Raw genomic sequence first — 21,151 nt, forward strand, 5'->3', positions numbered from 1 at the left:
GTACTCTTGTATTATGATATGGTATTTATTATAATACTCATTAATGAATAGCCTGTAGAATTAAAGAAAATTAAGAAGAAATTTCTTTGTAATTGTCGAACAACGATAATTGTGCGAACCCCTATTTACAGCATAAGAGAAAGCTATAGTTTTGCAAGGGATTTTATGTAAAAAAGATCAAAAGCATGCCTTTGGAACGACGGGCGCACAAAACTTAAGGGGCAATGACGGTTATTCTGACGGAACTTATGTCAGCCGGTTCCCACAAAAAAAAGATGGGGTCCCTCTGTTTTCGGAGGTTTATTCCATCTTTTTTATTTGTTAGGGACGACGCTGAGTATTGTGAATGATTGGATGTGACAGTTATGTATTCATCCCCCCGCCGCTGTTTGTATGAAAAAGAACCCGTCCTTGGTTTAAGCCGCTCCAGGGGGATAAAGAGGTGGGCTAATGTGAAAGATTTGTTGTATGTAGACAAACTGCTTCTGCTTTTGAAGAAAGATGTAAATACATACGAGCATAGTTTGCGGGTGGGAAAATTATGCAAGATGATGGCAAGTCTTCTGCAATTGGACGAAAAACAAACGCGTCAGTTAATCCAGGGAGGCTGCTTGCACGATATCGGTAAGCTGTTAATACCGGATCAAATTCTGTTGAAGGATTCGGCGCTCACCGACCAGGAATGGAAAATTATGCAGCAGCATCCCGTTTTGGGCTCCAACATGATGATGGCGTTCACCGATTTGGACCCGAAGATCGCGGAAATCATTCTGTATCATCACGAACGCTGGAACGGCCAAGGGTATCCCAGCGGACTAAGCGGCGAGAACATTCCTGCTTTTGCCCGGATTTGTGCAATTATCGATGCTTTCGACAGCATGGTTTCCGACCGTCCGTACCGCAAAGGCTTATCGATCAACACGGCGGTACAAGAACTTTTGTCACACAGCGGGACGCAGTTTGACCCGGACTATGTAGCCCTCTTTTTAAGTTTGTCCGAATCGTTTCCGGACGTATATCCATTCAAATAAACCGGCCGAGACGGCGGCAACGACTCGATATTAACGTTAAACAGGCGTCTATGTCAATAAATAAGCCGACGGCGCGGCGCTTCCGAACAAAATCCCCCCGGACTTTCCCGAAAGGACAGTCGGAGGGATTCTTTTTTGCGCAAAGAGAGCTACTGTTTTTTAGCGATTTTGGTTAAAATGAGCTGTTTAAGCGAAGCGTCGCCTTCTATGGCTTGTTCTTTATATTCAAACTCTACCTGATCGTCTTTCTTGAACTTTTGCACGGCATCTGCCGTACCGTCTCCCAACTGGAAAGCGGCGGCTTTCTCGTTCACGATAAGCTCGATCGTACGCGGATCGGCCAGGCCTACATAGCGTCCCGTTCCTTTTTTCACGGCTGCTGCATCCGCCTGCGTCGTTGCGGACGGGACAGGAGTAACTGTCGGGCTGACTGCCGGACTGGCCGCTGCTGACGGTTCCGGCGTCTTCGCGCTGTTATTCCCGGAGGGGGCATCGCTGCCACAGGCTGCCAAAGCCAGCGTCAGCGCGCTGCTGACCAGCAAGCAGGCCAACTGCCGCTGCCGGCTTTTTTTCGTCTTGTTCATTTCATCACCTCATCTATTGGACGCGGCAGATAAGGTTATGGTTTAGAATAGAAAAAAGCCCTGCAAGCCGCTCAAGAAACGAGCCGTGCTTTGCCGGGGCTTTTTTCGCGTAAATTAATCGAATTACTTGGATTCAGCAGTCAGTTGGTTGTAAATATCGTCCCACAAAACGCGGCGGGCCGATACGTACCGTTTGGAGTAATAAGACTCACTTAGTTTGTTCTTCATAACACCTTTATCGGTAGCCGAGTGAATGAATTCACCGTCTCCCAAATAGATGCCTACGTGAGAAATACCTTTGCCGTCTGTGTTGAAAAAGACCAAATCGCCTTTGCGCAAGTCCTTTTTATCAACCCAGATGCCTTCTTCGTCTTGAGCTTTGGAACTATGGGGAAGGTCGATACCGAATTGCGCGAACACGTAAGCGGTAAATCCGGAGCAATCAAAGCCTTTCGTTGTCGTACCCGCATACTTGTACGGAGTTCCGAGCAATCCGTCAACCGTTTCATCCAAAGTGGATTGTGCTGCGAAAACACTTCCTGCACCAATACTCAAACACAAAACAAGACTGACAACGAGAGCAACAACCTTTTTCAACTGCTTGTCTCCTTCCGGTGCCTACGAGGTTAGCTGGAGGGTTCGGTTGAAGGTTCCCTATGATCCCTGTGTTGCGAGATCAATTCACCCGGAATGGTTCCCCCGTTTCCCAAAAAATCGGGAATTCGGCATGAAATGTTGGTTTATTTTTCCTAGTGCTTAGGATTCGGCATAAATATCTAAAATCCTCCTTCCAAGTGCACTATTCTATAAAAATATGTGAAATAGTTCGGAAAATAGACAAAAAAAAGCCCCTTTTTCAGGGGCTTGAGCATATTTTCCGATATTTGGGCGTTTTTCGCTGAATATTGCTCATAGATTTAGAGAGCGGCGGGCGTTCGCTACGAATTTGCTTTGGCGGACCACAACTGATATTGAGAGGCTAGTACCCACATTTGCAAAAATATGTTGAAAAGCGGGAACAGCTGATAAATGAGAAGGGCAATCAGACCTGCCCAGATGTAGGAAGCGATGACGCTGACACCCGTCAATAGTCCCGACCCGATCAAAAGCAGCAGAGCGATGCCGACGATAGGAAGCAGGTGCCGGACAAAGGCGAGCAGGGTGGAGAGAATTCCGCTTCCGGCAGCGAGCGCGAACTGCAGATGCATGAAGAGGAGATGCATGAGAAATCCGTATGCAAGCATTCCGGCCAGCCATGGCAGCATGTCAACGGCGGCGTTCTCGTAAGATCCGCTTTGCGCAAAGATCGACTCGGCCTCCGGGATCAGCCAGGCGAGGGGAAGCAGTGTCAGCGCGATCCGTACTGCGTAGCAGAGGAAAAAGGAGAGCCACATCTCCGATATGCCTTTAAAGAAGCGGTATCCCGCATTTTGGTCGGTGTGGATCAGCGAATAGTAGATGCCGGCGTTCAGCAGCGGCGTAAGCAGCATGCGGCTAGCGAGAAGCACCGCCAGCCACCATAAATAGGAATGGCTCAGGTCCGTTTTGAGCAGTTGAAACTGGCTTTCGGCCAGGAACAAATGCAGCGTCTGCTTGGGCTGGCCGTTTCCCGGAAAGCGATGCATGAGCGGCACGAGCACCGATTGCACCATTTTATAGAGGAGGGCTCCCCAACCCATTTGATACAGGAACAGCATGATGACCGCAAAAGGCTGCCGCAGCGCCGCCCGATAGCCGGACTTCATATAAAGAGTCATGCAGCGTTCTCCTTTCTACCAGGCTACCCAGCCGGAGATCGTTTGTAAAAGCTGAATGATGCCGAGGTTCAAACGTATTTTCCATTTGGGGTCTATCCGGGCCGACATGAAATTGTTGATATGCTTATTTTCCAGCACGAGCGAATAGCCCGGATCGATGCGAACCCACTCGACGGGAGCCGCATTCGTCAACTTGTACTCGATGCTGCTCTCCGCGCCGTTCCAGACCTTATCCAGTACGGTGCCATCGGTAAAATGGAATTGAATCGGCACCTCCGGGGAATTGCCACCCCGTTTGGAGATCAGCACGGTGCTCTCATATCCGGGTTTGCCGTCTGCCAGTGCCGCAGGCTTCACTTGAATCCGATCAACCGCAAAGTCCATCATCATGCTGCCGTACACATACTGGTTGAAAAAATCGTCCCATTTCGCTTTGGTGACTTCCTCCACAACATGTTGAAAATCTTTGGTCGAAGGATGCTTGAACTCCCAGCGGTGGAAGTAGGTCGTCATGATGCGGTCCATCGTCTTGGCGCCGACCTGCTTTTCGATGGCTTTCAGCACCAGCTTGCCGTGTATGTACACATTATCCGCATATTCGCCATGCCCTTTGTAATCCCAGGCATTCAGTTTAAGCGCGTTGGGCGAGGTCACATAGCTGGCCTCTACAGGCAGATTCGGCGAAACGCCGTATTCCGCCTCCATGACTTTGTCCTCCGCGTAGGAGGTGAAGCCTTCGTCCAGCCAAGCTTCTTCGAACTCGTTGGAAGCGACGAGGCCGTAAAAAAATTGATGGCCGATTTCATGAACGACCACCCGTTCCAGCTCCAAATCGGGCTTCTTGTCGCTGGCTCCCCATGCGGTGACCAAGGTCGGATACTCCATCCCGCCTGCGCCGTTGCCGCCTTCCGGAGGGACGACGATGGAGAGCGTGGAGTAAGGGTACGTACCGTACCACTGGCTGAAGCGGGAAAGCGCCTTTTTGGCCGCGTACATGTAGCGGTCTTTTAAATTTTGATGCTTCGGGTCGAGGTAGAGCTTGATTTTGACACCGGGTACCTGCGCCGTGGCGAACGGCTCTTCCACGTATACGAAGTTCGGCGAAGCCGACCAGGCGAAATCGTGCACGTCCTCGGCGTAAAACTGGTAGGTTTTCGTGTTGCTGTCCGACACCGGGGGTTTTACAGGGAACCCCGTCGCGGCGACAATATAGTTGGACGGCACTTTGATAACAACGTCATAGATGCCGAAATCGGAGTAAAACTCCGAGTTGCCATGGTACTGATGGAGGTTCCAGCCATCGGCCGTGCGGCCTCTTGTTCCCGCCGGCTCATACGCGGCGATTTTGGGGAACCACTGTCCGGCCATGACGAAATCGCCGACATAACCCATTCGCGCGAAGGCTGCGGGCAGCTTGACGAGAAACTCCGTTTTGAACGTGACCCGCTCGCCGGGGCCCACCGCTTTGGGCAGAGGCAGCTTAAGCAGGGTATGGTCGTCCTTATTGCCGTCATCGGGCTGAACAAACTCCATGCGCATGCTTAAGTCATTGCCGTCCAAAGTTTTGACCGATAAAAGCTCCATGCTGCCGATGCTGTCGGCTTTCGCTTTGTCTTGACGCAGTTTGCCTCCCGACTCGCGCATAAAAGTCGTCTTCTTGGATTGGAACGCATTCGGATATAAATGCAAATACAGTTCTTGCACAGGCGTACCGCCCGGGTTCTCCCAGGTTATCGTTTGCTGTCCTTTAATTTGCCTGGTGTCGGCCGCATATTCCACGTTCATGTGATACTCGGCAATTCGGTAACTGAGCGGTTCGGGAGCCGATTTCTCCGGTGCTTGGGCGGATTCGGGCTGCTGCTTGGCCGGCGTCTGCGGAGCCGGTTCTTCGAGCGCTGCAGGTATCGCGGGCTTGAAAGTGGATGGGAGGAGCGATTCGGACAGCAGAACTGCACCTGCGGCGAGCAGCACGACGAAGGCCCACTGCACCGTGCGGTTTTTGAACAATGGATTCATGATATTCACCCCGTTGACAAGCATCTACAGCATGTATATGTAGACAACCCGGGTATTATTTCTGAAAAGAGAAAATTGCTTTTTTCGCATGAAAGAGCTATAGTTCGCCTAACTAATATTAGTTAGGGAGTGAAAGCGATGAGTGCTGAAAGCATACGAGAGGCTGCCCTTGAATTGTTCGCAAGTCAGGGATATGAGAAGACGACGCTAGGCGATATTGCCCGCAAAGTAGGCATTAAGACGCCATCCATCTACGCGCATTACGCTTCCAAGGAAGATCTGTTCTTCGCAGTGACCGAAGAAGTGATTAATAATTACGTGTATGTCATGCGCGACCAATACGGTAAGGAAACCGATGCCGATCCCGAGCGGCAGATCCGGCTCTATTTTCGCCACGTTACGGATACGATCGGCAATGACCGTTATCATTTGTTTTACAAGCGGTTTATCTTTTTCCCGCCGGAGGCGCTGAAGGAGAAGCTGCTGAAGCCTTTTCTTCAAGGGGAGAGCGACATGACGAGCAGCCTGATCCGGATATACGAGGCGGGCGCTGCGGCCGGACAATTCCGGCGGATGGAGCCCGAGGCGTTCGTGGCGGCTTTTTACTGCGCGGTGGACGGTCTGTACATGGAGTTTCAGCTGTATGAAGAAGCCGAATTCCGCAAGCGGAAGCAATTTGTGTGGGAGTTTTTTATCGCAGGATTACGCTGCGGCAAGGAGTGAAGGGACATGAATAAATATTGGCTGTATGTTGTCATAGCAGGCATTATAGAAATATTCTGGGTCACCGGTTTGAAATACTCCGAATTGTGGTGGGAGTGGCTGATCGTGATTGCGTTCATATCGTTCAGCTTTTTCCTGCTGCTCAAAGCATGCGCGATGCTGCCGACCGGCACGGTCTATGCGGTATTTACGGGAATCGGTACGATAGGAACGGTGCTGACGGAGATGTTATTTTTCCATGAGCCTGTGAATGTGTATAAGCTGCTGTTGGTTGCGCTGCTGCTCACCGGGATCATCGGGTTGAAAAAGGTCACGCATGCGGCCGGCGACGCCCGGGGTCATCATCAGGAGAAACATCAGGTTTAAAGGAGGCCGATTGGTCATGGCATGGTTATTGCTGGTCGTGTCGGGTTTAGGGGAAATATTTAGCGTAATGGGACTCAATAAACTTAGCAAAGGATTTAGTGTAAAAGGAATTTTGCTGGTGATCTTCGGTCTGGGCATGAGCTTCTATTTGCTGTCGATTGCCCTGCAGACCATCCCGATGGGAACCGCGTACGGCATATGGACGGGAATCGGCACCGTAGGCGTCACGATTACAGGCATGTTGGTACATGGCGAATCGAAAGATGTGCGCAGGCTGCTGTTTATCGCGATCATTATGTGTTCCACCGTCGGCTTGAAGCTGGTTTCCTAATTGCCGTCGCCCAGATACGCTTTGGAGGCTTCCAGCGCTTCAATGATGCGATCGATGTCAGTCTTGTTTTTGAGCCTTACAGTGACATAATTCGAGTTGACGCTATCCTCTACACATTCGATATTCACCGTGTGTTCTTTATTATCAATGAAGATGCGCATATTGTCCGAGTCAAATAACGTTTTCCAAGACATGGGTTCACCTCGCGGAAACAGAATAGACTTATTTTAACATGTTTAAATGGGTCTTGGCCGAGAATTTGGCCCGTATCTTGTTCTTGCCGGTTACTTTGGCTACAATAAAGCAAAGGAATGTTTATACAGAGGAAGGCAGGAAGGTGACCGAATATGGAAGCTGATAAAAAGAAGCTGGCTTTAAATATAGTTAACTCCAAGACGAATCACAAAGGGTTTGGCGCAGGCTCGATCGACCTTAGCAACGTTTCCGGCATCATCATCGATGGCGGGGAAGCTTATTTGGACGAAGGGACGCTGCACGCCAAAAGTAAAATCGAGAAAGGCATCAAGTTCTCGACGAACAAGGAAGATGTGCCGAACGGCCGCAAATGCTGGATCGTCTGGGTAGCGGTGGACCGCACGGAAGAAGGGGCTTATTATGCGGGCATGACGGCTTGCGAAATGCTGATTGATACCGAAGCGCGCAGAGGCTGGAAAATCCTCGCCGATCACGTCAACAAGATGGACGCCGCGATGAAGCGGAAATTTATTTTCGACGGCTTGAGCGATGAGGAGAAGGCAGCGCTCAAAAACAGTTTAGTCGCCCATAATGCAGAGTGGTGGAACCGGTCGGACCAAAGCCTCAAGGATACGCTTTCATAAAGCTTCCGGGTGGCGCTTCGGCAAATGTGAACTTTATGTGTCATCCATTGTGACGGTAGAGTGAACCGGGTATACTAAACCCTAGTGTATGTTACACCATATACTAGGACAGCAAAAAGGCAGACTAAGACGCGCTTAGTTCTGCCTTTTTGTGTTGTCTGAGGACGGCCCTCCTAGTCGTTCCACCAGCGTTTCAAATCGTTCCACCAGGAGCTGTTTTTGCCTTTGGGTTCTTCCTTCTTGCCGTCGCCGGCCGTTTCTTTGGCCGGTTTGCCCGTGCAGTACGTCTTCGGTTCCGTGCCGGCCAGGAACGCCTCCATGCGGGAGTTCGGGCAGTCCTCGTTGGACAGCTTGCCGGTAGCCGGATCGATGTAGACGGTAGTGACCCCTTCCGGAATCGGAAACAGCTTCGGAGGGATCGCGTCCAGCGTCTGCTCGGTGAACTCGGCGAAAATCGGCGAAGCCAGATGGGACTCGACATTGCCGATAGTCCGGTCCTTGTCGTAGCCGACCCAGACTGCGGTCGCGAGCTCGGGCGTGAACCCGACCATCCAGGCGTCGGTGTCCGTCGTGCCTGTTTTGCCGGCGATCGGACGCTTGATCGTGCCGGCGACCCGGTTCCCCGTGCCGCCTTCATCAAACACGCTTTCCATCAAACTAGTCATGACGTAAGCGACGGGCGGGTCAATGACTTTCTCCGGCACAGTCTGCGACTGATAAAGAATATTGCCGTTCGCATCCTCAATCCGCTCGATAGCCGTCGGCTGGAAATGGACGCCCTGATTGGCGATCGTGCCGAAAGCGGAGGCCATCTCGATCGGGCTGACCGGAAAGGAGCCGAGCGCCAAAGAAGGCAGCGGCTTCATAGCACTGTCGATGCCCAGCTTACGCGCGAGATCGATCACTTTGGCGGGCCCCACATCGAGAATGGTGTGCACCGCGTAGATGTTATCGGACTTCGATATCGCTTGGCGCATGTCGATATTGGCATTCACGTATTGATCGTTAAAATTACGCGGCGTATACGTCTGCCTGCCTTCGTCGTAAGTAAACACAGTAGGCTCGCTCTTGACCTGGCTTACGGGCGTATACCCGTTTTGCAGCGCCACTGTATAGACGAACGGCTTAAACGAAGAACCGGGCTGCCTCGTATTGGAAAGCGAGCGGTTGAACTGGTTCTCCGAGTAGTCGCGGCCGCCGACCATCGCTTTAACCGCACCCGTACGGGGATCGATGGCGACAAGCGCTGCCTGGATGTCCGGGTATTTGTCCAACTGTTTGGCGATGACTTCTTCAGCGGTCTTTTGCGCGTTCATGTCTAAAGTTGTGTAAATTTTTATGCCGCCTTGATCGAATTGTTCTTCGCTTATGCCGAGTTTGTCGGTGGCGATGGAGCGCACATAATCGCGGAAATACGGGGCCGCCGCGGTTTTTTTCTTGGAGAGCGGCTGTATGGCCAGCTTTTCCTTGGCTGCGGCCGCCGCCGCTTCCTGGGTAATGAAACCGCCGCGGACCATCGTTTGCAGCACCACTTTTTGCCGGTCCAGCGAATTTTGCAGATCGTAATAGGGCGAGTAATAACGCGGCCCTTTGGGGACGCCTGCGATCAGGGCGCTTTCCGCCAGCGTCAATTCGCTTGCATGCTTGCCGAAAAACAACTCCGAGGCGGTTTCAATGCCGTAAGACGAGTGCCCGTAATAAATTTGATTCAAATAATTTTCCAGAATCTGGTCCTTGCTAAGCTGCATTTCCATCTGAATGGCAAAGACAGTTTCTTTGATTTTGCGCGCCCAAGTGCGGTCGTGGTTCAAATATAAATTCCGGGCGAGCTGCTGGGTAATCGTTCCGGCGCCTTGAACTTTCGCCATGTGCTGCACGTTGACGACCGCCGCCCGGGCCACCGCCTTCACATCAACGCCGAAATGATCGTAAAAATGCTGATCCTCGACGGCGAGCGTAGCTTTAATGAGATTAGGGGAAATGTCTTTCAGACTGACAATCTCCCGATTTTGGCCCGTATAGAACGTATCGATCAGCTCGCCGTGAGCGTCGTACATCTGCGACGTTTGCAGCATTTTGGTGACAGGCAGCGTCTGCGTACGCAAATACAGCAGCCCTATGGCTGCCGTCACGAGCAAAAGAATGACGGACGAAAACAGGAATGAGAACATCTTTTTGATGCGGCGCATCCAGCGGATCGACGGGAGCTCCTTGTTTTTGGGCGGGATAGGCGAGCCCGCTGACGGCGGACGTTTGTTATCGGTCATTCCCTCGTACCCCTTTCGTTGAACAAAACCTCTATTATGCAGTATGGAAAAGCTTGGCGCGGCGTATTCAAGCAATTGTAAATATTTTTTAAAATAACGGGGAAAAGACGAGGAAAACATTGCATTTTAGAGGTAATGCACTATAATACAATGGGAACACTGATCATGGAGCTTATTTTATCCAAATATAGAATAGAAAGAAGGCATGAACATGGAATTATGGTACACGGAGAAGCAAACGGACAGCTTCGGCATTACTGCGAAAATTAAAGAAACTTATGTAAGAGAACAAACCGATTTCCAGGATCTTGCTATGATCGAAACCGAAGAATGGGGAACGATGCTCGTGCTGGACGGAATGGTCATGACTACGGTCAAAGACGAGTTCGTCTATCACGAAATGGTGGCGCATCCTGCGCTCGTCACTCACCCGAACCCGGAGCAAGTGCTCGTCGTGGGCGGCGGAGACGGCGGCGTCATCCGTGAGATCATGAAGCATCCGAAAGTGAAAAAAGCCGTGCTTGTCGATATCGACGGCAAAGTGATCGAGTACTCCAAAAAATATTTGCCGACAATCGCCGGCGAACTGGATAACCCTCGCGTACAAGTGATCGTGAACGACGGCTACATGCACATTCACGACCACAAAAACACATACGACGTAATCATGGTCGATTCCACGGAGCCGGTAGGCCCTGCTGTGGAGCTGTTCACCAAAGGATTTTATCAAGGCATCTATGACGCGTTAAAAGAAGACGGCATTTTCGTCGCGCAGACGGACAACCCTTGGTTCAAAGCCGACCTGATTCAAACCGTCAACCGCGATGTCAAAGAAATTTTCCCGATCGTGCGCGTATACTGCGCCAACATTCCTACGTACCCAAGCGGTCTGTGGACGTTCACAATGGGCAGCAAAACGCATGATCCGCTTCAAGTGGAAGAGTCTTCCATCCCGGAATTCCCGACCAAATACTACACGCCGCGCCTGCATAAAGCAGCTTTCGTACTGCCTAAGTTCGTAGAAGATTTAGTGAAGTAAACCATAGAAAAAGCCGTCCGACACTTCTCGATCGCAGAAGCGGAAGACGGCTTTTTTGAGCGTCGGCGGAAAGGCTGGGCGAGCGTAAGCGGCAAGGCAGGCGCTAAAGCCGCCTGCTGCCGGGGCGCATCCCGCGCGAGCGCCGATAGCGGAACGCGGGCGTGTCCAGCGTGAGTACCGGCAGCGGACGAGGAGGCGGATGCGTCTAGCGCGAGTACCAGCAGCGGAATGCGGAAGAGGAAGCGTCCGGCGAGAGTACCGGTATTGCTCCCTGCTACACCCGCGAAAGCGCTCTTGTGAGCCCCGCCGAACCCTACCGAGCTTTCCTGGGCCCACCTGAGCTCACCCTCCGAGCCCCCTGGGCCCACCCGAGCCCGAAAACCTGCAAAAGTGCAGGCTTTTTCGCAGGAATCGGCCTGTTTGAGGGAAAAGCCTGCAATTGTGCAGGAATTCCTGTCATAAGAGGTCCGAAACTTACTTTTGGCTAGAAAAGCCTGCACATTTGCAGGAATTTTGCGCTGCAAGCGTATCGAAGGGCAAAAGCCTGCACTTTTGCAGGTTTTCAGCGTGGAGCTAGTGATGACGCAGCTGCTGCGTTTTTCGACAAAGGCCGAGACGGGCAAATGCTCAAAACGGAAGTGTCTGCGCATCCGAAACTTTTCACAAGCGTGCTCCCTGCGGCTTCCCGCAGGCGGCCCCTGCCGTTTTACCGGCATGCGGTCGACCGGCCGCCGTCTTGCAGCGCACCGCGCGCCGGGAGCTACAAGACGGTGCGGCCGCGCCGACCCACCGACCCGCCCCAGCCAGTACGCAGGGTGACCAGTCCGTCAGTTACTGTACGTGTCGACAAACGGAATAACGTCAGCGACGGATTGAATTCGCAGACCTTATATTATACACTAATAGCTAACTTGCCTTATCTTGACATAGGGCGTAAGGAACAAGGGACAGGAGAACGTGAGGCATGACGGCTAACGCCAAGCAGAGAGTACGGCTCCGCCTCGAAAGCCGAAGCGGCGGCCGGACGACGAAGCAATCGATGGAAGGCGATCTCTATTTTAAGGGAGAGCACGTATACATTCGGTACGAAGAGCCTCCTTCCGAGCTGGGGCGCACCGTGACGCTGCTTAGGCTGGAAGCCGGCGAGGTTCGGATTATCCGGCAGGGAGATGTGCGGGCGGAGCAGACTTTTGCGCCGGGGGAGAAACGGATCGGCTTTTACCAGACCGCTCAAGGCAGAATGGAACTTGAAATGAAGACTCATGAGCTATCGCAAGATATTCGCGCCGGAATCGGAACGGTATCGTGGAGCTATGATTTATATGCGTCAGGAGAGCATGCAGGACATTATCGGATCAAGCTTTTGATTCAGGAGGGGTAATACCGATGGATATTCTTAATGAAGTGAAAACAGTCGTCAAGCAGGCGATTCAGGACGCGATAACGGCGGCAGGCATCGTGGAGGCTTCCCAGATTCCCGACATGGTGCTGGAAGTTCCGAAAGACAAGGCGCACGGCGATTTCGCCACGAATGCAGCCATGCAGCTTACCCGTATCGCCAAGCAAAATCCGCGGCAGATCGCAGAGCAGATCATCGCGCATCTGGACAAGGAAAAAGCGCACATTGCCGAAGCGAACATTGCAGGGCCGGGATTCATCAATTTCAAAATGAACAAAAGCTACTTGTACCCGATCATCGGCGAAGTTCAGCGCCAGGGTGAGCGCTTCGGTTCCGTCAATATCGGACAAGGCCTCAAGGTGCAGGTGGAATTCGTCAGCGCGAATCCAACGGGGTCTCTGCATTTGGGACATGCCCGCGGAGCGGCTGTCGGCGACGCGCTGTGCAACGTGCTTGAGCTGGCGGGCTACAACGTTACCCGCGAGTATTACATCAACGATGCCGGCAACCAGGTGCTGAACCTGGCCAAATCGATCGAAGCCCGTTATCTCCAGGCGCTCGGCCGGGAAGCCGAAATGCCGGATGACGGCTATTACGGCGAAGATATCAAAGGCTTTGCAGCCGAGCTTGCGGCTGACAAAGGCGACAGCCTGCTCAGCATGCCGGAGGACGAGCGCCGGGCTTATTTCCGCACCTACGGGTTGGAAAAGGAATTAGATAAAATCAAGCGCGATCTCGGACGCTTCGGCGTTCAATTCGACGAATGGTTCTCGGAAACGTCGATCTACGAGAACAATCTGATTCCGGGCGTGCTGCAGGAGCTGCGGGACAAGGGGCATATTTTCGAAGAGGAAGGCGCGACATGGCTGCGCACGACGCCTTTCGGCGACGATAAAGAGCGCGTTCTGATCAAAAACGACGGTTCCTTCACGTATTTGACGCCGGATATCGCGTACCACCGCAACAAATTCCAGCGCGGCTACGACCGCCTGATCAACATTTGGGGCGCCGACCACCACGGCTACATCCCGCGGATGAAGGCGGCCATGACGGCGCTTGGCTTCGAAGCGGACAGGCTCGTCGTGCTGATCGCGCAGATGGTGAGCCTTTTCCAGAACGGGGAAAAGGTGAAAATGTCCAAGCGGACCGGCAAAGCGGTCACGATGGAGGACCTCATGGACGAGGTGGGCGTCGACCCGATCCGCTATTTCTTCACGATGCGGAGCATGGACTCGCATCTGGATTTCGACATGGATCTCGCGGTATCCCAATCCAACGAGAATCCGGTGTTCTACGTGCAGTACGCGCACGCGCGGATCTGCAGCATCTTCCGCCAGGCGGAAGAGCAGGGCGCCCGGCTGCTGCCTTTGCAGCAGGTCGACCTCTCCCGCCTCACAGCGGAGGCGGAGTTCGATCTGCTGCGCAAAATCGGCGAACTCCCCGAGGAGGTCGCCGTCGCGGCCGAGCAGTATGCGCCGCACCGGCTCATCCGCTATGTCTATGAACTGGCGAGCCAGTTTCATAGCTATTACAAAGCCGAGCGCGTCATCACCGACGACGCGGCCCAGACGCAAGCGCGCCTGGCGCTGCTCGGCGTGGTGCGCACTACACTCGCCAACGTGCTTCGCGCCGTTGGCGTCAGCGCGCCGGAGCGGATGTAGCTTCCGCTCCGCCGGCCATACAACAGGCCCCGACGACGATCGGGGCCTGTTGTTATTTCAGCGCGTTGATCGCGCGCCGGGCATTGAGCTGCCCGGGCTGCCATGCGCCGCTGCTGGTGCGTTTGCCGAGGCTGCTGGAGCTGCGCCTCAGGATGTTTTTGATCTGCAGCGGCCGCAGATTCGGCTTGATGGCCAGCATCAAGGCGACGACGCCGCTGACGTGTGCGGTGGCCATCGAGGTGCCGCTGAGCTCGTTGTATTTGCCCTGAAGCCAGGCGGAATATATATGCTCGCCCGGCGCGTACACATCGATTTGCTTGCTCCGGTTGCTGAAGGGAGCGATTTTGAGAGCCCGCGTCGTAGCGCCTACGGAGACAACTTGCTGGAAGCGCGCCGGAAAATCGATCGTTTTGCGCTTTCCGTCGTTGCCCGACGAGGCGACGATGATTGTCCCTTTATAATAGGCATTGAGCACCGCGTATTCCAGGGAACGGTTGTACATCTTCATGCCGAAGCTCATATTGATAATGTGAAGAGCGTTTTGAACGCACCAGTCGATGGCGGCGACAATATCGGATACATAGGCGCTGCCGTTGTAATCGAAAGCTTTTACCGGGTGAATGATCGCCCTGGGAGCTACGCCGACAATCCCGTTGTACCTGCTGGCGGCGGCGATGGTGCCGGCGATATGCGTTCCGTGACCGTTATCGTCTATGGGCAGCATGCTCCGGTTCAGCATGTTGATGCCTTTGTCGATGGAATTGCGCAGGTCCGGATGGCTGTAGTCGATTCCGGTATCGATGACGCCGATGCGGATCCGTTGGCCGGTGGACTTGTTCCACACATCCGGTGCGTTGATCTGATCGATGCCCCAGGGGATCGTTTGCGATCCTGTAAACGCATTTCCTCGTTTTACAGACGCTTTTTTGCCGACGGCTTGATGAACCGTCACTGTCGTATCTTCCTCGATGTCGTCCACTTGCGGCGCTTCCCTGAGCCTGGAGTCTTCGGGCAGCACGCAGGAAAATGCATGAATGATGCGAAGGTCGCGGACTTCGGCGAGATTGGGGAGCCGGGATTTCATCCGTTTCAACTGCTCGCTGCAGATATTGTAATCCTTAGCTGACGGGAAATGGATAATTTGCTTTTTGCCGGCTTCTTTCGCGAGGCCGATCTCCTCATGAAGCAGGTGAAGAAAGGTGGCCGAATCCATGGATGCCATCCCCCCGTTACAGCATAGATTCGAATCTTCCCTATCCTATGTACAGGTCTTCCGGCATGACCGTGTCATCGCCTTTTTCGCAAATAATTAGGTGCGAAGCCGTGTCAGATGCTTAGATGCGACATAGGATGAAGAGAGAGGCGCAGCAGGAGTGTCTCTTTCTCAGGTGGCGGAGCCGGCCGTGATTCGCGTGCTGATTCCCGAGGATACAGTCGCAAGCGAAGGGGGACCTTCGCTTGGTTTTATTTTCAGGCGTCAATCCCGCAGTGGATAGTTGCATTTTTAGGAGAAATAGGTTTTACTTAATGAAGATATTGGATAAGGTAGATAGAAGAACTTGAGAAGAAGGTCGAAGGGATGTGCCTTAGATGAGTAGCGAGTACACACTCAAAATCAATGCAGAGCAGGCGCGCGAAATGCCGATGGTGGATTTGGCGTTTGAATTGCTGAAATCGGCGAACACGCCGTTTTATTACCGTGACCTGATGATGGAAATTGCTAAAATTAAAGGGTTGTCCGAGCAGGATGTCATGCAGGTGATCGCCCAATTATATACGGAAATCAATATCGACGGCCGGTTTGCTTGCGTAGGCTCCAATCTGTGGGGACTGAAACGCTGGTATCCGGTGGAGAAATCCGAGGATTCGGTCGGCAACGCGAAGCGTCCGAGAATCATCAACGACGAAGACGACGATCTCGACGAGGACATCTATGCGGAGGAAGAAGAAGATACATACGCAGAGGAAGACGAGTACGATGCGTTTGGCGCTGATTCCGAAGAAGAGGTGGAGGAGGATTCCGAATTCTTCGAGGACGAAGAGATTGAAGAAGAGGATCTGGGCGACGCCGAGATTGAGGAAACGGACGAAGAGCTCGAAGAAGATCTGGATGAAGAAGAGGAAGAATCCGATTTCGACGATGAGGAAGAAGATGAGAAATAACTTGTCTTGACATCCGCCATTCGTTCAGAGTAAACTATTGCATGGGCTTTAAAAGAAACTTAACAAATCGCTGATGCGTTCGAAAAGTGCCCCCGTCACTACGGGTGTCACTTTTTTTGTTTTATTGGCCGTTTTTGACCGGTGTTCATGAAAATGATGATTTTGCAGAAACTAGAAATCAGGTGCTGTCGCGGTTTTTGCATGTCGGATGCGCTTCTTGCAGCAGCGCGTTTTCGATGAAAGACGGCCTGCCTGTGCTAATATTTTTTTTATGCTTACGATGCCAGTTTTCTGGCGAAAACTTTAAGGAGGGCTACATAAATGACAAAATATATTTTCGTTACGGGAGGGGTTGTGTCTTCTCTCGGAAAGGGGATTACTGCAGCTTCCTTAGGGAGACTTCTCAAAAACAGGGGTCTGAAGGTTACGATTCAAAAGTTCGACCCGTACATTAACGTAGACCCGGGAACGATGAGCCCTTACCAGCACGGGGAAGTGTTCGTAACCGACGACGGCGCGGAGACGGATCTGGACTTGGGCCATTATGAGCGTTTTATCGATATTAATTTGTCCAAAAGCTCCAACGTCACCACAGGCAAAGTGTACTCCTCCGTCATTACCAAAGAGCGCAGAGGCGAGTATTTGGGCGGTACGGTGCAGGTGATTCCGCACATTACCAACGAGATCAAGGATCGGGTGCTGCGCGCCGGACGGGAAGCGCAGTCCGATGTGGTCATCACGGAAATCGGCGGTACTGTCGGCGATATCGAGAGCTTGCCGTTCCTGGAAGCGATCCGTCAAATGAAAAACGACATCGGGCGCGAGAATGTCATGTACATTCATGTGACGCTCATTCCTTACATCAAAGCGGCCGGCGAAGTGAAGACGAAGCCGACGCAGCATAGCGTCAAGGAACTGCGCGGATTGGGCATCCAGCCGCATGTAATCGTATGCCGTACGGAGTACTCCCTGACGGAAGACATGAAGCGCAAGCTCGCTTTGTTCTGCGATATCGATCCGGCGGCGGTCATTGAGTGCAAAGATGCGGAGACGCTCTATGAAGTGCCGATGATGCTGCGCGAACAAGGTCTCGACGACTACGTGTGCAAGCATCTCCAATTAAAAACGAACGCTCAGCCGGATATGACCGAGTGGGAAAATCTGGTTCGCCGCGTCAAATCGCTCTCACAAAAAACGGAAATCGCCATCGTGGGCAAATATGTCGCGCTGCACGACGCTTATCTCAGCATCGTCGAAGCGCTCGGCCATGCGGGTATCGACAACGATGCCGAAGTGAACATCCGCTGGGTGAATGCGGAGGAAGTGTACGACCATAACGTTCACGAGCTGCTGGAAGGCGTTCACGGCATTCTCGTTCCGGGCGGCTTCGGCGACCGGGGTATCGAAGGCAAAGTGTCCGCGATCCGCTATGCGCGCCAGCAGCAAATTCCGTTCTTCGGCATCTGCCTGGGCATGCAGGTTGCCGTTATCGAATACGCCCGCACGGTTGCGGGCCTCGACGGCGCGAACAGCTCGGAGATCAATCCGACTACGGCGTATCCGGTGATCGACCTGCTGCCCGAGCAAAAGGACATTGAAAATCTGGGCGGCACGATGCGCCTCGGCCTATATCCTTGCAAGCTTGTTCCCGGCTCCCTGGCGGCGAAATCCTACAACGACGAGCTGGTCTATGAAAGACACCGCCACCGGTACGAGTTCAATAACGAATACCGCGAGCTGATTGAAAAAGCGGGCCTCCGCATCTCCGGCACGTCGCCGGACGGAAGACTGGTGGAAATGATCGAGGTTCCGGATCATCCGTGGTTCCTTGCGGTTCAGTTCCATCCGGAGTTCACTTCGCGTCCGAACCGTCCGCAGCCGTTGTTCCGCGAGTTCGTAAAAGCCGCTTTGCAGCTTAGCCGCTAAGACATCCCTCCTGCAAAAGTACTTTTTTGTAAAAGTTTGCAATAAACTTTTCGATTAAGGAAGGATATTGAGAACGAGTAGCGAATATGATACAACCATAGTAATGGGGCAATCGTTATTCGTTTTCGGGAGGGAACCGGGCTTATGAAGAAGAAAGTGTTGATTGTTGACGATCAAAACGGAATTCGCGTACTTTTAATGGAAGTGTTCAGCAACGAAGGATACGATACCTATCAGGCATCGAATGGAAAACTGGCTTTGGAAATTGTGAAAAATTCCTCTCCTGACCTTGTACTGCTCGATATGAAAATTCCCGGCATGGACGGACTCGATATTCTCAAGCATTTGAAAGCGATCGATCCGTCCATCAAAGTCATTATGATGACCGCGTACGGCGAACTTGATATGATTAAAGAAGCGACCGATCTTGGAGCGATTATGCATTTTACGAAACCTTTCGATATTGACGAGCTCCGCTTGGCTGTCAACAGACAGCTGAACAATGAATCAAGCAGCGGTTTTGCTGTGGGATCCTAAATATTAGGGTCTTTTTTTATTACAATCGGGAACTTTTGGAAGATAGGCCTCCCAGCTTAGAATTTCCTTAAAAAGCGCCGGGCTTGTTTATCATTTAATCAAATATGTGCTATAATATGTCAGTATGACAAAGAGCGGTATACACACGCATCTACTACCAAAGGTACTAGGAGGAAGAGAATCATGGCATTGGTCTCAATGAATGAATTTTTACCGAAAGCGAAAGCGAACAAATACGCGGTCGGCCAGTTCAACATGAACAACCTTGAATTTGCACAAGCGATCGTGGAAGCTGCAATCGAACTGAAATCCCCGTTTATTTACGGTGTTAGCGAAGGCGCACTGAAATACATGGGTATCGAGTTTACAGTAGCTATCGCCGAAGCGGCAGCTAAGAAATCCGGTCTGCCTATCGCTTTGCACCTGGATCACGGCAGCTCCTTTGAAGTGGCAATGAAATGTATCCGTGCGGGATTCAGCTCCGTTATGTTCGACGGATCGCACTATTCGTTCGAAGAAAATATCCGCTTGACCAAAGAAGTCGTAAAAGCGGCGCGCGCTATGGGCGTATCCGTGGAAGGCGAGCTGGGTACTATCGGCGGCGTCGAGGACGACATCAGCGTAGATCAAGAGCATGCTAACCTGGCTAAACCGGAAGAAGCGATCCGCTTCTATGAAGAAACAGGCGTTGACTGCCTCGCGATTGCCGTAGGTACCGCACACGGCATGTACGCCGGCGAGCCTAACATTCATTTCGACATCATCGAGCAAGTATCCAAAGCGATTCCTGTACCTGTCGTACTGCACGGCGGTTCGGGCGTACCTGACGAAATGATCCGCAAATCGATCGCAGCAGGCGTTGGCAAAATCAATGTGAACACGGAGAACCAAGTTGCTTGTACCGAAGCTATTCGCGAAGTATTGAACAAAGATGCGAAAGTGTACGATCCTCGCAAATATCTCACCCCTGCCCGTAAAGCCATGATCGACGTGGTAAAATCCAAAATTGAACTGTTCGGAAGCAGCAACCAAGCTTAATTCCAACTTTATAGATCTTGTGGGAAATGCTATCGATTATCGATGCGTTTCCCTCTTCTGTTTTTGTTCAAGGGATTAGTGCGTCCAGCCCGCGCACAGCAAGAATGTACCTGATGTAGGGGGAAGAAGAAAACATGTCGGAAAAATTAATGGTGGTCGGAGGCCGGCCGCTGCGGGGAACGGTTCAAATCAGCGGTGCCAAAAACAGCGCCGTGGCTTTGATTCCTGCTGCTATTCTTGCGGAATCGCCAGTAACTTTGGATAATCTGCCTCATCTTAGCGATGTGGCTACATATACAGAAATTTTGACAGATTTGGGAGCTTCCATTGATTGGCACGAAGACAGGATGACCATTAATCCAAGCGTAATGAGATCCATTCCGATGCCGAACGGCAAAGTGAAGAAGCTGAGAGCCTCCTATTATTTAATGGGCGCTTTGCTTGGCAGATTCGGAGAGGCGACCATCGGACTTCCGGGGGGCTGCAATTTCGAACCCCGACCTATCGATTTGCACATTAAAGGCTTCGAAGCGCTCGGAGCGGTCGTCAGCAACGAAAACGGCGCATTGAAAATACGTGCCAAGGAGCTCCGCGGAGCGAAAATTTATCTGGATATGGCCAGCGTAGGCGCCACGATCAATATTATGCTGGCGGCATCGCGCGCCAAAGGTTCCACTTTGATTGAAAACGCGGCCAAAGAGCCTGAAATTATAGATGTGGCAACACTGCTCAATTCCATGGGAGCCAAAATCAAAGGAGCGGGTACGGAGACGATCCGTATCGAAGGCGTTACGGAGATGCATGGCTGCCGTCATTCGATTATTCCGGACCGCATTCAGGCGGGAACATATATGATTGCCGCAGCGGCGACGCGCGGAGACGTTACGGTAGACAATGTCATTCCCAAGCACATGGAAGCTCTGACTGCCAAGCTGCAGGAGATGGGCGTGCATATTTACGAAATGGATGAATCGATTCGTGTCGTAGGCCAGCCTGAATATGAGAGCGTGGATGTAAAAGCGCTGGTATATCCCGGCTTCGCGACGGATCTGCAATCTCCGATGGCCAGCTTGCTCTGTCAGGCGCGCGGCGTGAGCATTTTGACCGATCATGTATACAGCAATCGTTTTAAACATATACCTGAACTCGTGCGCATGGGTGCGAGAATGAAAGTGGAAGGCCGTTCGGCGATCATTGAGGGATCGCAGCTCAGCTCGGCGAAAGTGAAGGCGACCGACCTTCGTGCCGGCGCTTCGCTGGTTATTGCCGGACTAAGCGTCATGAGCGGCGGCATCACTGAAGTATCCGGAGTCGAATTTATCGACAGAGGCTATGAGAACCTGGTTTTCAACCTGTCTTCGCTCGGAGCGGAGGTATGGCGTGAAGCCGAGGAATAAATATCCTTCAGCTAGGCAATGCTAGCTACTACATTTCTGGATATTCATAGAAAATTTAATAGTTTGGTGGTTGAAAT

Annotated in this window: 20 protein-coding genes and 1 riboswitch; of the genes, 13 read left to right on the forward strand and 7 right to left on the reverse strand. The window is 52.2% G+C overall.

Annotated features, from left to right (window positions below):
- Nucleotides 1-365 precede the first annotated feature (365 nt).
- The gene (locus tag AC3G2T_RS37325; protein ID WP_488438617.1) at nucleotides 366-1,031 is read left to right on the forward strand and encodes an HD-GYP domain-containing protein; all 666 of its coding nucleotides are present in this window, start codon (nucleotides 366-368) and stop codon (nucleotides 1,029-1,031) included.
- A 149-nt stretch (nucleotides 1,032-1,180) separates the two neighbouring features.
- On the opposite strand, the gene AC3G2T_RS37330 is transcribed toward AC3G2T_RS37325, so the two are convergent.
- The 4 genes from AC3G2T_RS37330 to AC3G2T_RS37345 all read right to left on the reverse strand — a co-directional run bounded on the left by AC3G2T_RS37330 (nucleotide 1,181) and on the right by AC3G2T_RS37345 (nucleotide 5,388).
- Complete coding sequence (locus tag AC3G2T_RS37330) at nucleotides 1,181-1,615, reverse strand: hypothetical protein (RefSeq protein ID WP_488438618.1); 435 nt, start codon at nucleotides 1,613-1,615, stop codon at nucleotides 1,181-1,183.
- 123 nt (nucleotides 1,616-1,738) lie between these two features.
- Nucleotides 1,739-2,212: a C40 family peptidase gene (locus AC3G2T_RS37335; protein ID WP_488438619.1), complete on the reverse strand. Its 474-nt coding sequence runs from the start codon at nucleotides 2,210-2,212 to the stop codon at nucleotides 1,739-1,741.
- 3 nt (nucleotides 2,213-2,215) lie between these two features.
- A riboswitch (cyclic di-AMP (ydaO/yuaA leader) is annotated at nucleotides 2,216-2,353 on the reverse strand.
- Between the two features lie 200 nt (nucleotides 2,354-2,553).
- Nucleotides 2,554-3,372, reverse strand: coding sequence for a hypothetical protein (locus AC3G2T_RS37340; protein WP_488438620.1), 819 nt, complete (start codon nucleotides 3,370-3,372; stop codon nucleotides 2,554-2,556).
- A 15-nt stretch (nucleotides 3,373-3,387) separates the two neighbouring features.
- Nucleotides 3,388-5,388, reverse strand: a complete 2,001-nt coding sequence (locus AC3G2T_RS37345; RefSeq protein ID WP_488438621.1) for a M1 family metallopeptidase — start codon at nucleotides 5,386-5,388, stop codon at nucleotides 3,388-3,390.
- Between the two features lie 138 nt (nucleotides 5,389-5,526).
- Between AC3G2T_RS37345 and AC3G2T_RS37350 the strand changes: the two genes are divergently transcribed.
- Genes AC3G2T_RS37350 through AC3G2T_RS37360 form a run of 3 tightly spaced genes read left to right on the forward strand, consistent with a single transcriptional unit; the run spans nucleotide 5,527 to nucleotide 6,808 of the window.
- Nucleotides 5,527-6,111: a TetR/AcrR family transcriptional regulator gene (locus tag AC3G2T_RS37350; protein WP_488438622.1), complete on the forward strand. Its 585-nt coding sequence runs from the start codon at nucleotides 5,527-5,529 to the stop codon at nucleotides 6,109-6,111.
- Between the two features lie 6 nt (nucleotides 6,112-6,117).
- Nucleotides 6,118-6,477, forward strand: coding sequence for a DMT family transporter (locus AC3G2T_RS37355; RefSeq protein ID WP_488438623.1), 360 nt, complete (start codon nucleotides 6,118-6,120; stop codon nucleotides 6,475-6,477).
- Nucleotides 6,478-6,493: 16 nt separating this feature from the next.
- Nucleotides 6,494-6,808, forward strand: coding sequence for a DMT family transporter (locus AC3G2T_RS37360; protein ID WP_488438624.1), 315 nt, complete (start codon nucleotides 6,494-6,496; stop codon nucleotides 6,806-6,808).
- On the opposite strand, the gene AC3G2T_RS37365 is transcribed toward AC3G2T_RS37360, so the two are convergent.
- Complete coding sequence (locus tag AC3G2T_RS37365; protein WP_488438625.1) at nucleotides 6,805-7,002, reverse strand: hypothetical protein; 198 nt, start codon at nucleotides 7,000-7,002, stop codon at nucleotides 6,805-6,807. The two genes, AC3G2T_RS37360 and AC3G2T_RS37365, sit on opposite strands and share 4 nt — an antisense overlap.
- Before the next feature lie 153 nt (nucleotides 7,003-7,155).
- Between AC3G2T_RS37365 and AC3G2T_RS37370 the strand changes: the two genes are divergently transcribed.
- The gene (locus AC3G2T_RS37370) at nucleotides 7,156-7,647 is read left to right on the forward strand and encodes a YwhD family protein (protein WP_474687011.1); all 492 of its coding nucleotides are present in this window, start codon (nucleotides 7,156-7,158) and stop codon (nucleotides 7,645-7,647) included.
- Between the two features lie 173 nt (nucleotides 7,648-7,820).
- On the opposite strand, the gene AC3G2T_RS37375 is transcribed toward AC3G2T_RS37370, so the two are convergent.
- Nucleotides 7,821-9,914, reverse strand: a complete 2,094-nt coding sequence (locus AC3G2T_RS37375) for a transglycosylase domain-containing protein (protein ID WP_488438626.1) — start codon at nucleotides 9,912-9,914, stop codon at nucleotides 7,821-7,823.
- Between the two features lie 211 nt (nucleotides 9,915-10,125).
- Here AC3G2T_RS37375 and speE point away from each other — a divergent pair, with 211 nt between their 5' ends.
- The 3 genes from speE (at nucleotide 10,126) to argS (ending at nucleotide 14,013) form a co-directional block, all read left to right on the forward strand.
- The gene (gene speE, locus AC3G2T_RS37380; protein ID WP_488438627.1) at nucleotides 10,126-10,953 is read left to right on the forward strand and encodes a polyamine aminopropyltransferase; all 828 of its coding nucleotides are present in this window, start codon (nucleotides 10,126-10,128) and stop codon (nucleotides 10,951-10,953) included.
- A 964-nt stretch (nucleotides 10,954-11,917) separates the two neighbouring features.
- Nucleotides 11,918-12,334, forward strand: a complete 417-nt coding sequence (locus tag AC3G2T_RS37385) for a YwiB family protein (protein ID WP_474687016.1) — start codon at nucleotides 11,918-11,920, stop codon at nucleotides 12,332-12,334.
- A 5-nt stretch (nucleotides 12,335-12,339) separates the two neighbouring features.
- Nucleotides 12,340-14,013: an arginine--tRNA ligase gene (argS, locus tag AC3G2T_RS37390; protein WP_488438628.1), complete on the forward strand. Its 1,674-nt coding sequence runs from the start codon at nucleotides 12,340-12,342 to the stop codon at nucleotides 14,011-14,013.
- A gap of 52 nt (nucleotides 14,014-14,065) precedes the next feature.
- On the opposite strand, the gene AC3G2T_RS37395 is transcribed toward argS, so the two are convergent.
- The gene (locus tag AC3G2T_RS37395; protein WP_488438629.1) at nucleotides 14,066-15,226 is read right to left on the reverse strand and encodes a S8 family peptidase; all 1,161 of its coding nucleotides are present in this window, start codon (nucleotides 15,224-15,226) and stop codon (nucleotides 14,066-14,068) included.
- Nucleotides 15,227-15,603: 377 nt separating this feature from the next.
- On the opposite strand from AC3G2T_RS37395, the gene rpoE reads away from it, so the two are divergent.
- The 5 genes from rpoE (at nucleotide 15,604) to murA (ending at nucleotide 21,074) form a co-directional block, all read left to right on the forward strand.
- Nucleotides 15,604-16,176: a DNA-directed RNA polymerase subunit delta gene (gene rpoE / locus AC3G2T_RS37400; protein WP_488438630.1), complete on the forward strand. Its 573-nt coding sequence runs from the start codon at nucleotides 15,604-15,606 to the stop codon at nucleotides 16,174-16,176.
- A gap of 321 nt (nucleotides 16,177-16,497) precedes the next feature.
- Nucleotides 16,498-18,102 carry a CTP synthase gene (pyrG, locus tag AC3G2T_RS37405; RefSeq protein ID WP_474687023.1) on the forward strand — a complete coding sequence of 535 codons (1,605 nt, stop codon included), beginning with the start codon at nucleotides 16,498-16,500 and terminating at the stop codon, nucleotides 18,100-18,102.
- 144 nt (nucleotides 18,103-18,246) lie between these two features.
- Nucleotides 18,247-18,639, forward strand: a complete 393-nt coding sequence (locus AC3G2T_RS37410; protein WP_474687024.1) for a response regulator — start codon at nucleotides 18,247-18,249, stop codon at nucleotides 18,637-18,639.
- A 183-nt stretch (nucleotides 18,640-18,822) separates the two neighbouring features.
- Nucleotides 18,823-19,677 (forward strand): class II fructose-1,6-bisphosphate aldolase, encoded by an 855-nt coding sequence (gene fba / locus AC3G2T_RS37415; protein WP_474687026.1) that lies wholly within the window; start codon nucleotides 18,823-18,825, stop codon nucleotides 19,675-19,677.
- Nucleotides 19,678-19,811: 134 nt separating this feature from the next.
- A complete protein-coding gene (gene murA, locus AC3G2T_RS37420) occupies nucleotides 19,812-21,074 on the forward strand; it encodes a UDP-N-acetylglucosamine 1-carboxyvinyltransferase (RefSeq protein ID WP_474687028.1) in 1,263 nt (420 codons plus the stop codon).
- The last annotated feature ends 77 nt before the right edge of the window (nucleotides 21,075-21,151 follow it).

It is taken from the genome of Paenibacillus sp. sgz302191 (assembly GCF_057749925.1).

What these genes read in the sequence shown, in the direction of transcription:
- AC3G2T_RS37325 (WP_488438617.1), top strand. Translation starts at nt 366, where the DNA reads ATGTATTCATCCCCCCGCCGCTGTTTGTATGAAAAAGAACCCGTCCTT.
- AC3G2T_RS37330 (WP_488438618.1), bottom strand. Translation starts at nt 1,615, where the DNA reads ATGAACAAGACGAAAAAAAGCCGGCAGCGGCAGTTGGCCTGCTTGCTG.
- AC3G2T_RS37340 (WP_488438620.1), bottom strand. Translation starts at nt 3,372, where the DNA reads ATGACTCTTTATATGAAGTCCGGCTATCGGGCGGCGCTGCGGCAGCCT.
- AC3G2T_RS37345 (WP_488438621.1), bottom strand. Translation starts at nt 5,388, where the DNA reads ATGAATCCATTGTTCAAAAACCGCACGGTGCAGTGGGCCTTCGTCGTG.
- AC3G2T_RS37350 (WP_488438622.1), top strand. Translation starts at nt 5,527, where the DNA reads ATGAGTGCTGAAAGCATACGAGAGGCTGCCCTTGAATTGTTCGCAAGT.
- AC3G2T_RS37355 (WP_488438623.1), top strand. Translation starts at nt 6,118, where the DNA reads ATGAATAAATATTGGCTGTATGTTGTCATAGCAGGCATTATAGAAATA.
- AC3G2T_RS37360 (WP_488438624.1), top strand. Translation starts at nt 6,494, where the DNA reads ATGGCATGGTTATTGCTGGTCGTGTCGGGTTTAGGGGAAATATTTAGC.
- AC3G2T_RS37365 (WP_488438625.1), bottom strand. Translation starts at nt 7,002, where the DNA reads ATGTCTTGGAAAACGTTATTTGACTCGGACAATATGCGCATCTTCATT.
- AC3G2T_RS37370 (WP_474687011.1), top strand. Translation starts at nt 7,156, where the DNA reads ATGGAAGCTGATAAAAAGAAGCTGGCTTTAAATATAGTTAACTCCAAG.
- AC3G2T_RS37375 (WP_488438626.1), bottom strand. Translation starts at nt 9,914, where the DNA reads ATGACCGATAACAAACGTCCGCCGTCAGCGGGCTCGCCTATCCCGCCC.
- speE (WP_488438627.1), top strand. Translation starts at nt 10,126, where the DNA reads ATGGAATTATGGTACACGGAGAAGCAAACGGACAGCTTCGGCATTACT.
- AC3G2T_RS37385 (WP_474687016.1), top strand. Translation starts at nt 11,918, where the DNA reads ATGACGGCTAACGCCAAGCAGAGAGTACGGCTCCGCCTCGAAAGCCGA.
- argS (WP_488438628.1), top strand. Translation starts at nt 12,340, where the DNA reads ATGGATATTCTTAATGAAGTGAAAACAGTCGTCAAGCAGGCGATTCAG.
- AC3G2T_RS37395 (WP_488438629.1), bottom strand. Translation starts at nt 15,226, where the DNA reads ATGGATTCGGCCACCTTTCTTCACCTGCTTCATGAGGAGATCGGCCTC.
- rpoE (WP_488438630.1), top strand. Translation starts at nt 15,604, where the DNA reads ATGAGTAGCGAGTACACACTCAAAATCAATGCAGAGCAGGCGCGCGAA.
- pyrG (WP_474687023.1), top strand. Translation starts at nt 16,498, where the DNA reads ATGACAAAATATATTTTCGTTACGGGAGGGGTTGTGTCTTCTCTCGGA.
- AC3G2T_RS37410 (WP_474687024.1), top strand. Translation starts at nt 18,247, where the DNA reads ATGAAGAAGAAAGTGTTGATTGTTGACGATCAAAACGGAATTCGCGTA.
- fba (WP_474687026.1), top strand. Translation starts at nt 18,823, where the DNA reads ATGGCATTGGTCTCAATGAATGAATTTTTACCGAAAGCGAAAGCGAAC.
- murA (WP_474687028.1), top strand. Translation starts at nt 19,812, where the DNA reads ATGTCGGAAAAATTAATGGTGGTCGGAGGCCGGCCGCTGCGGGGAACG.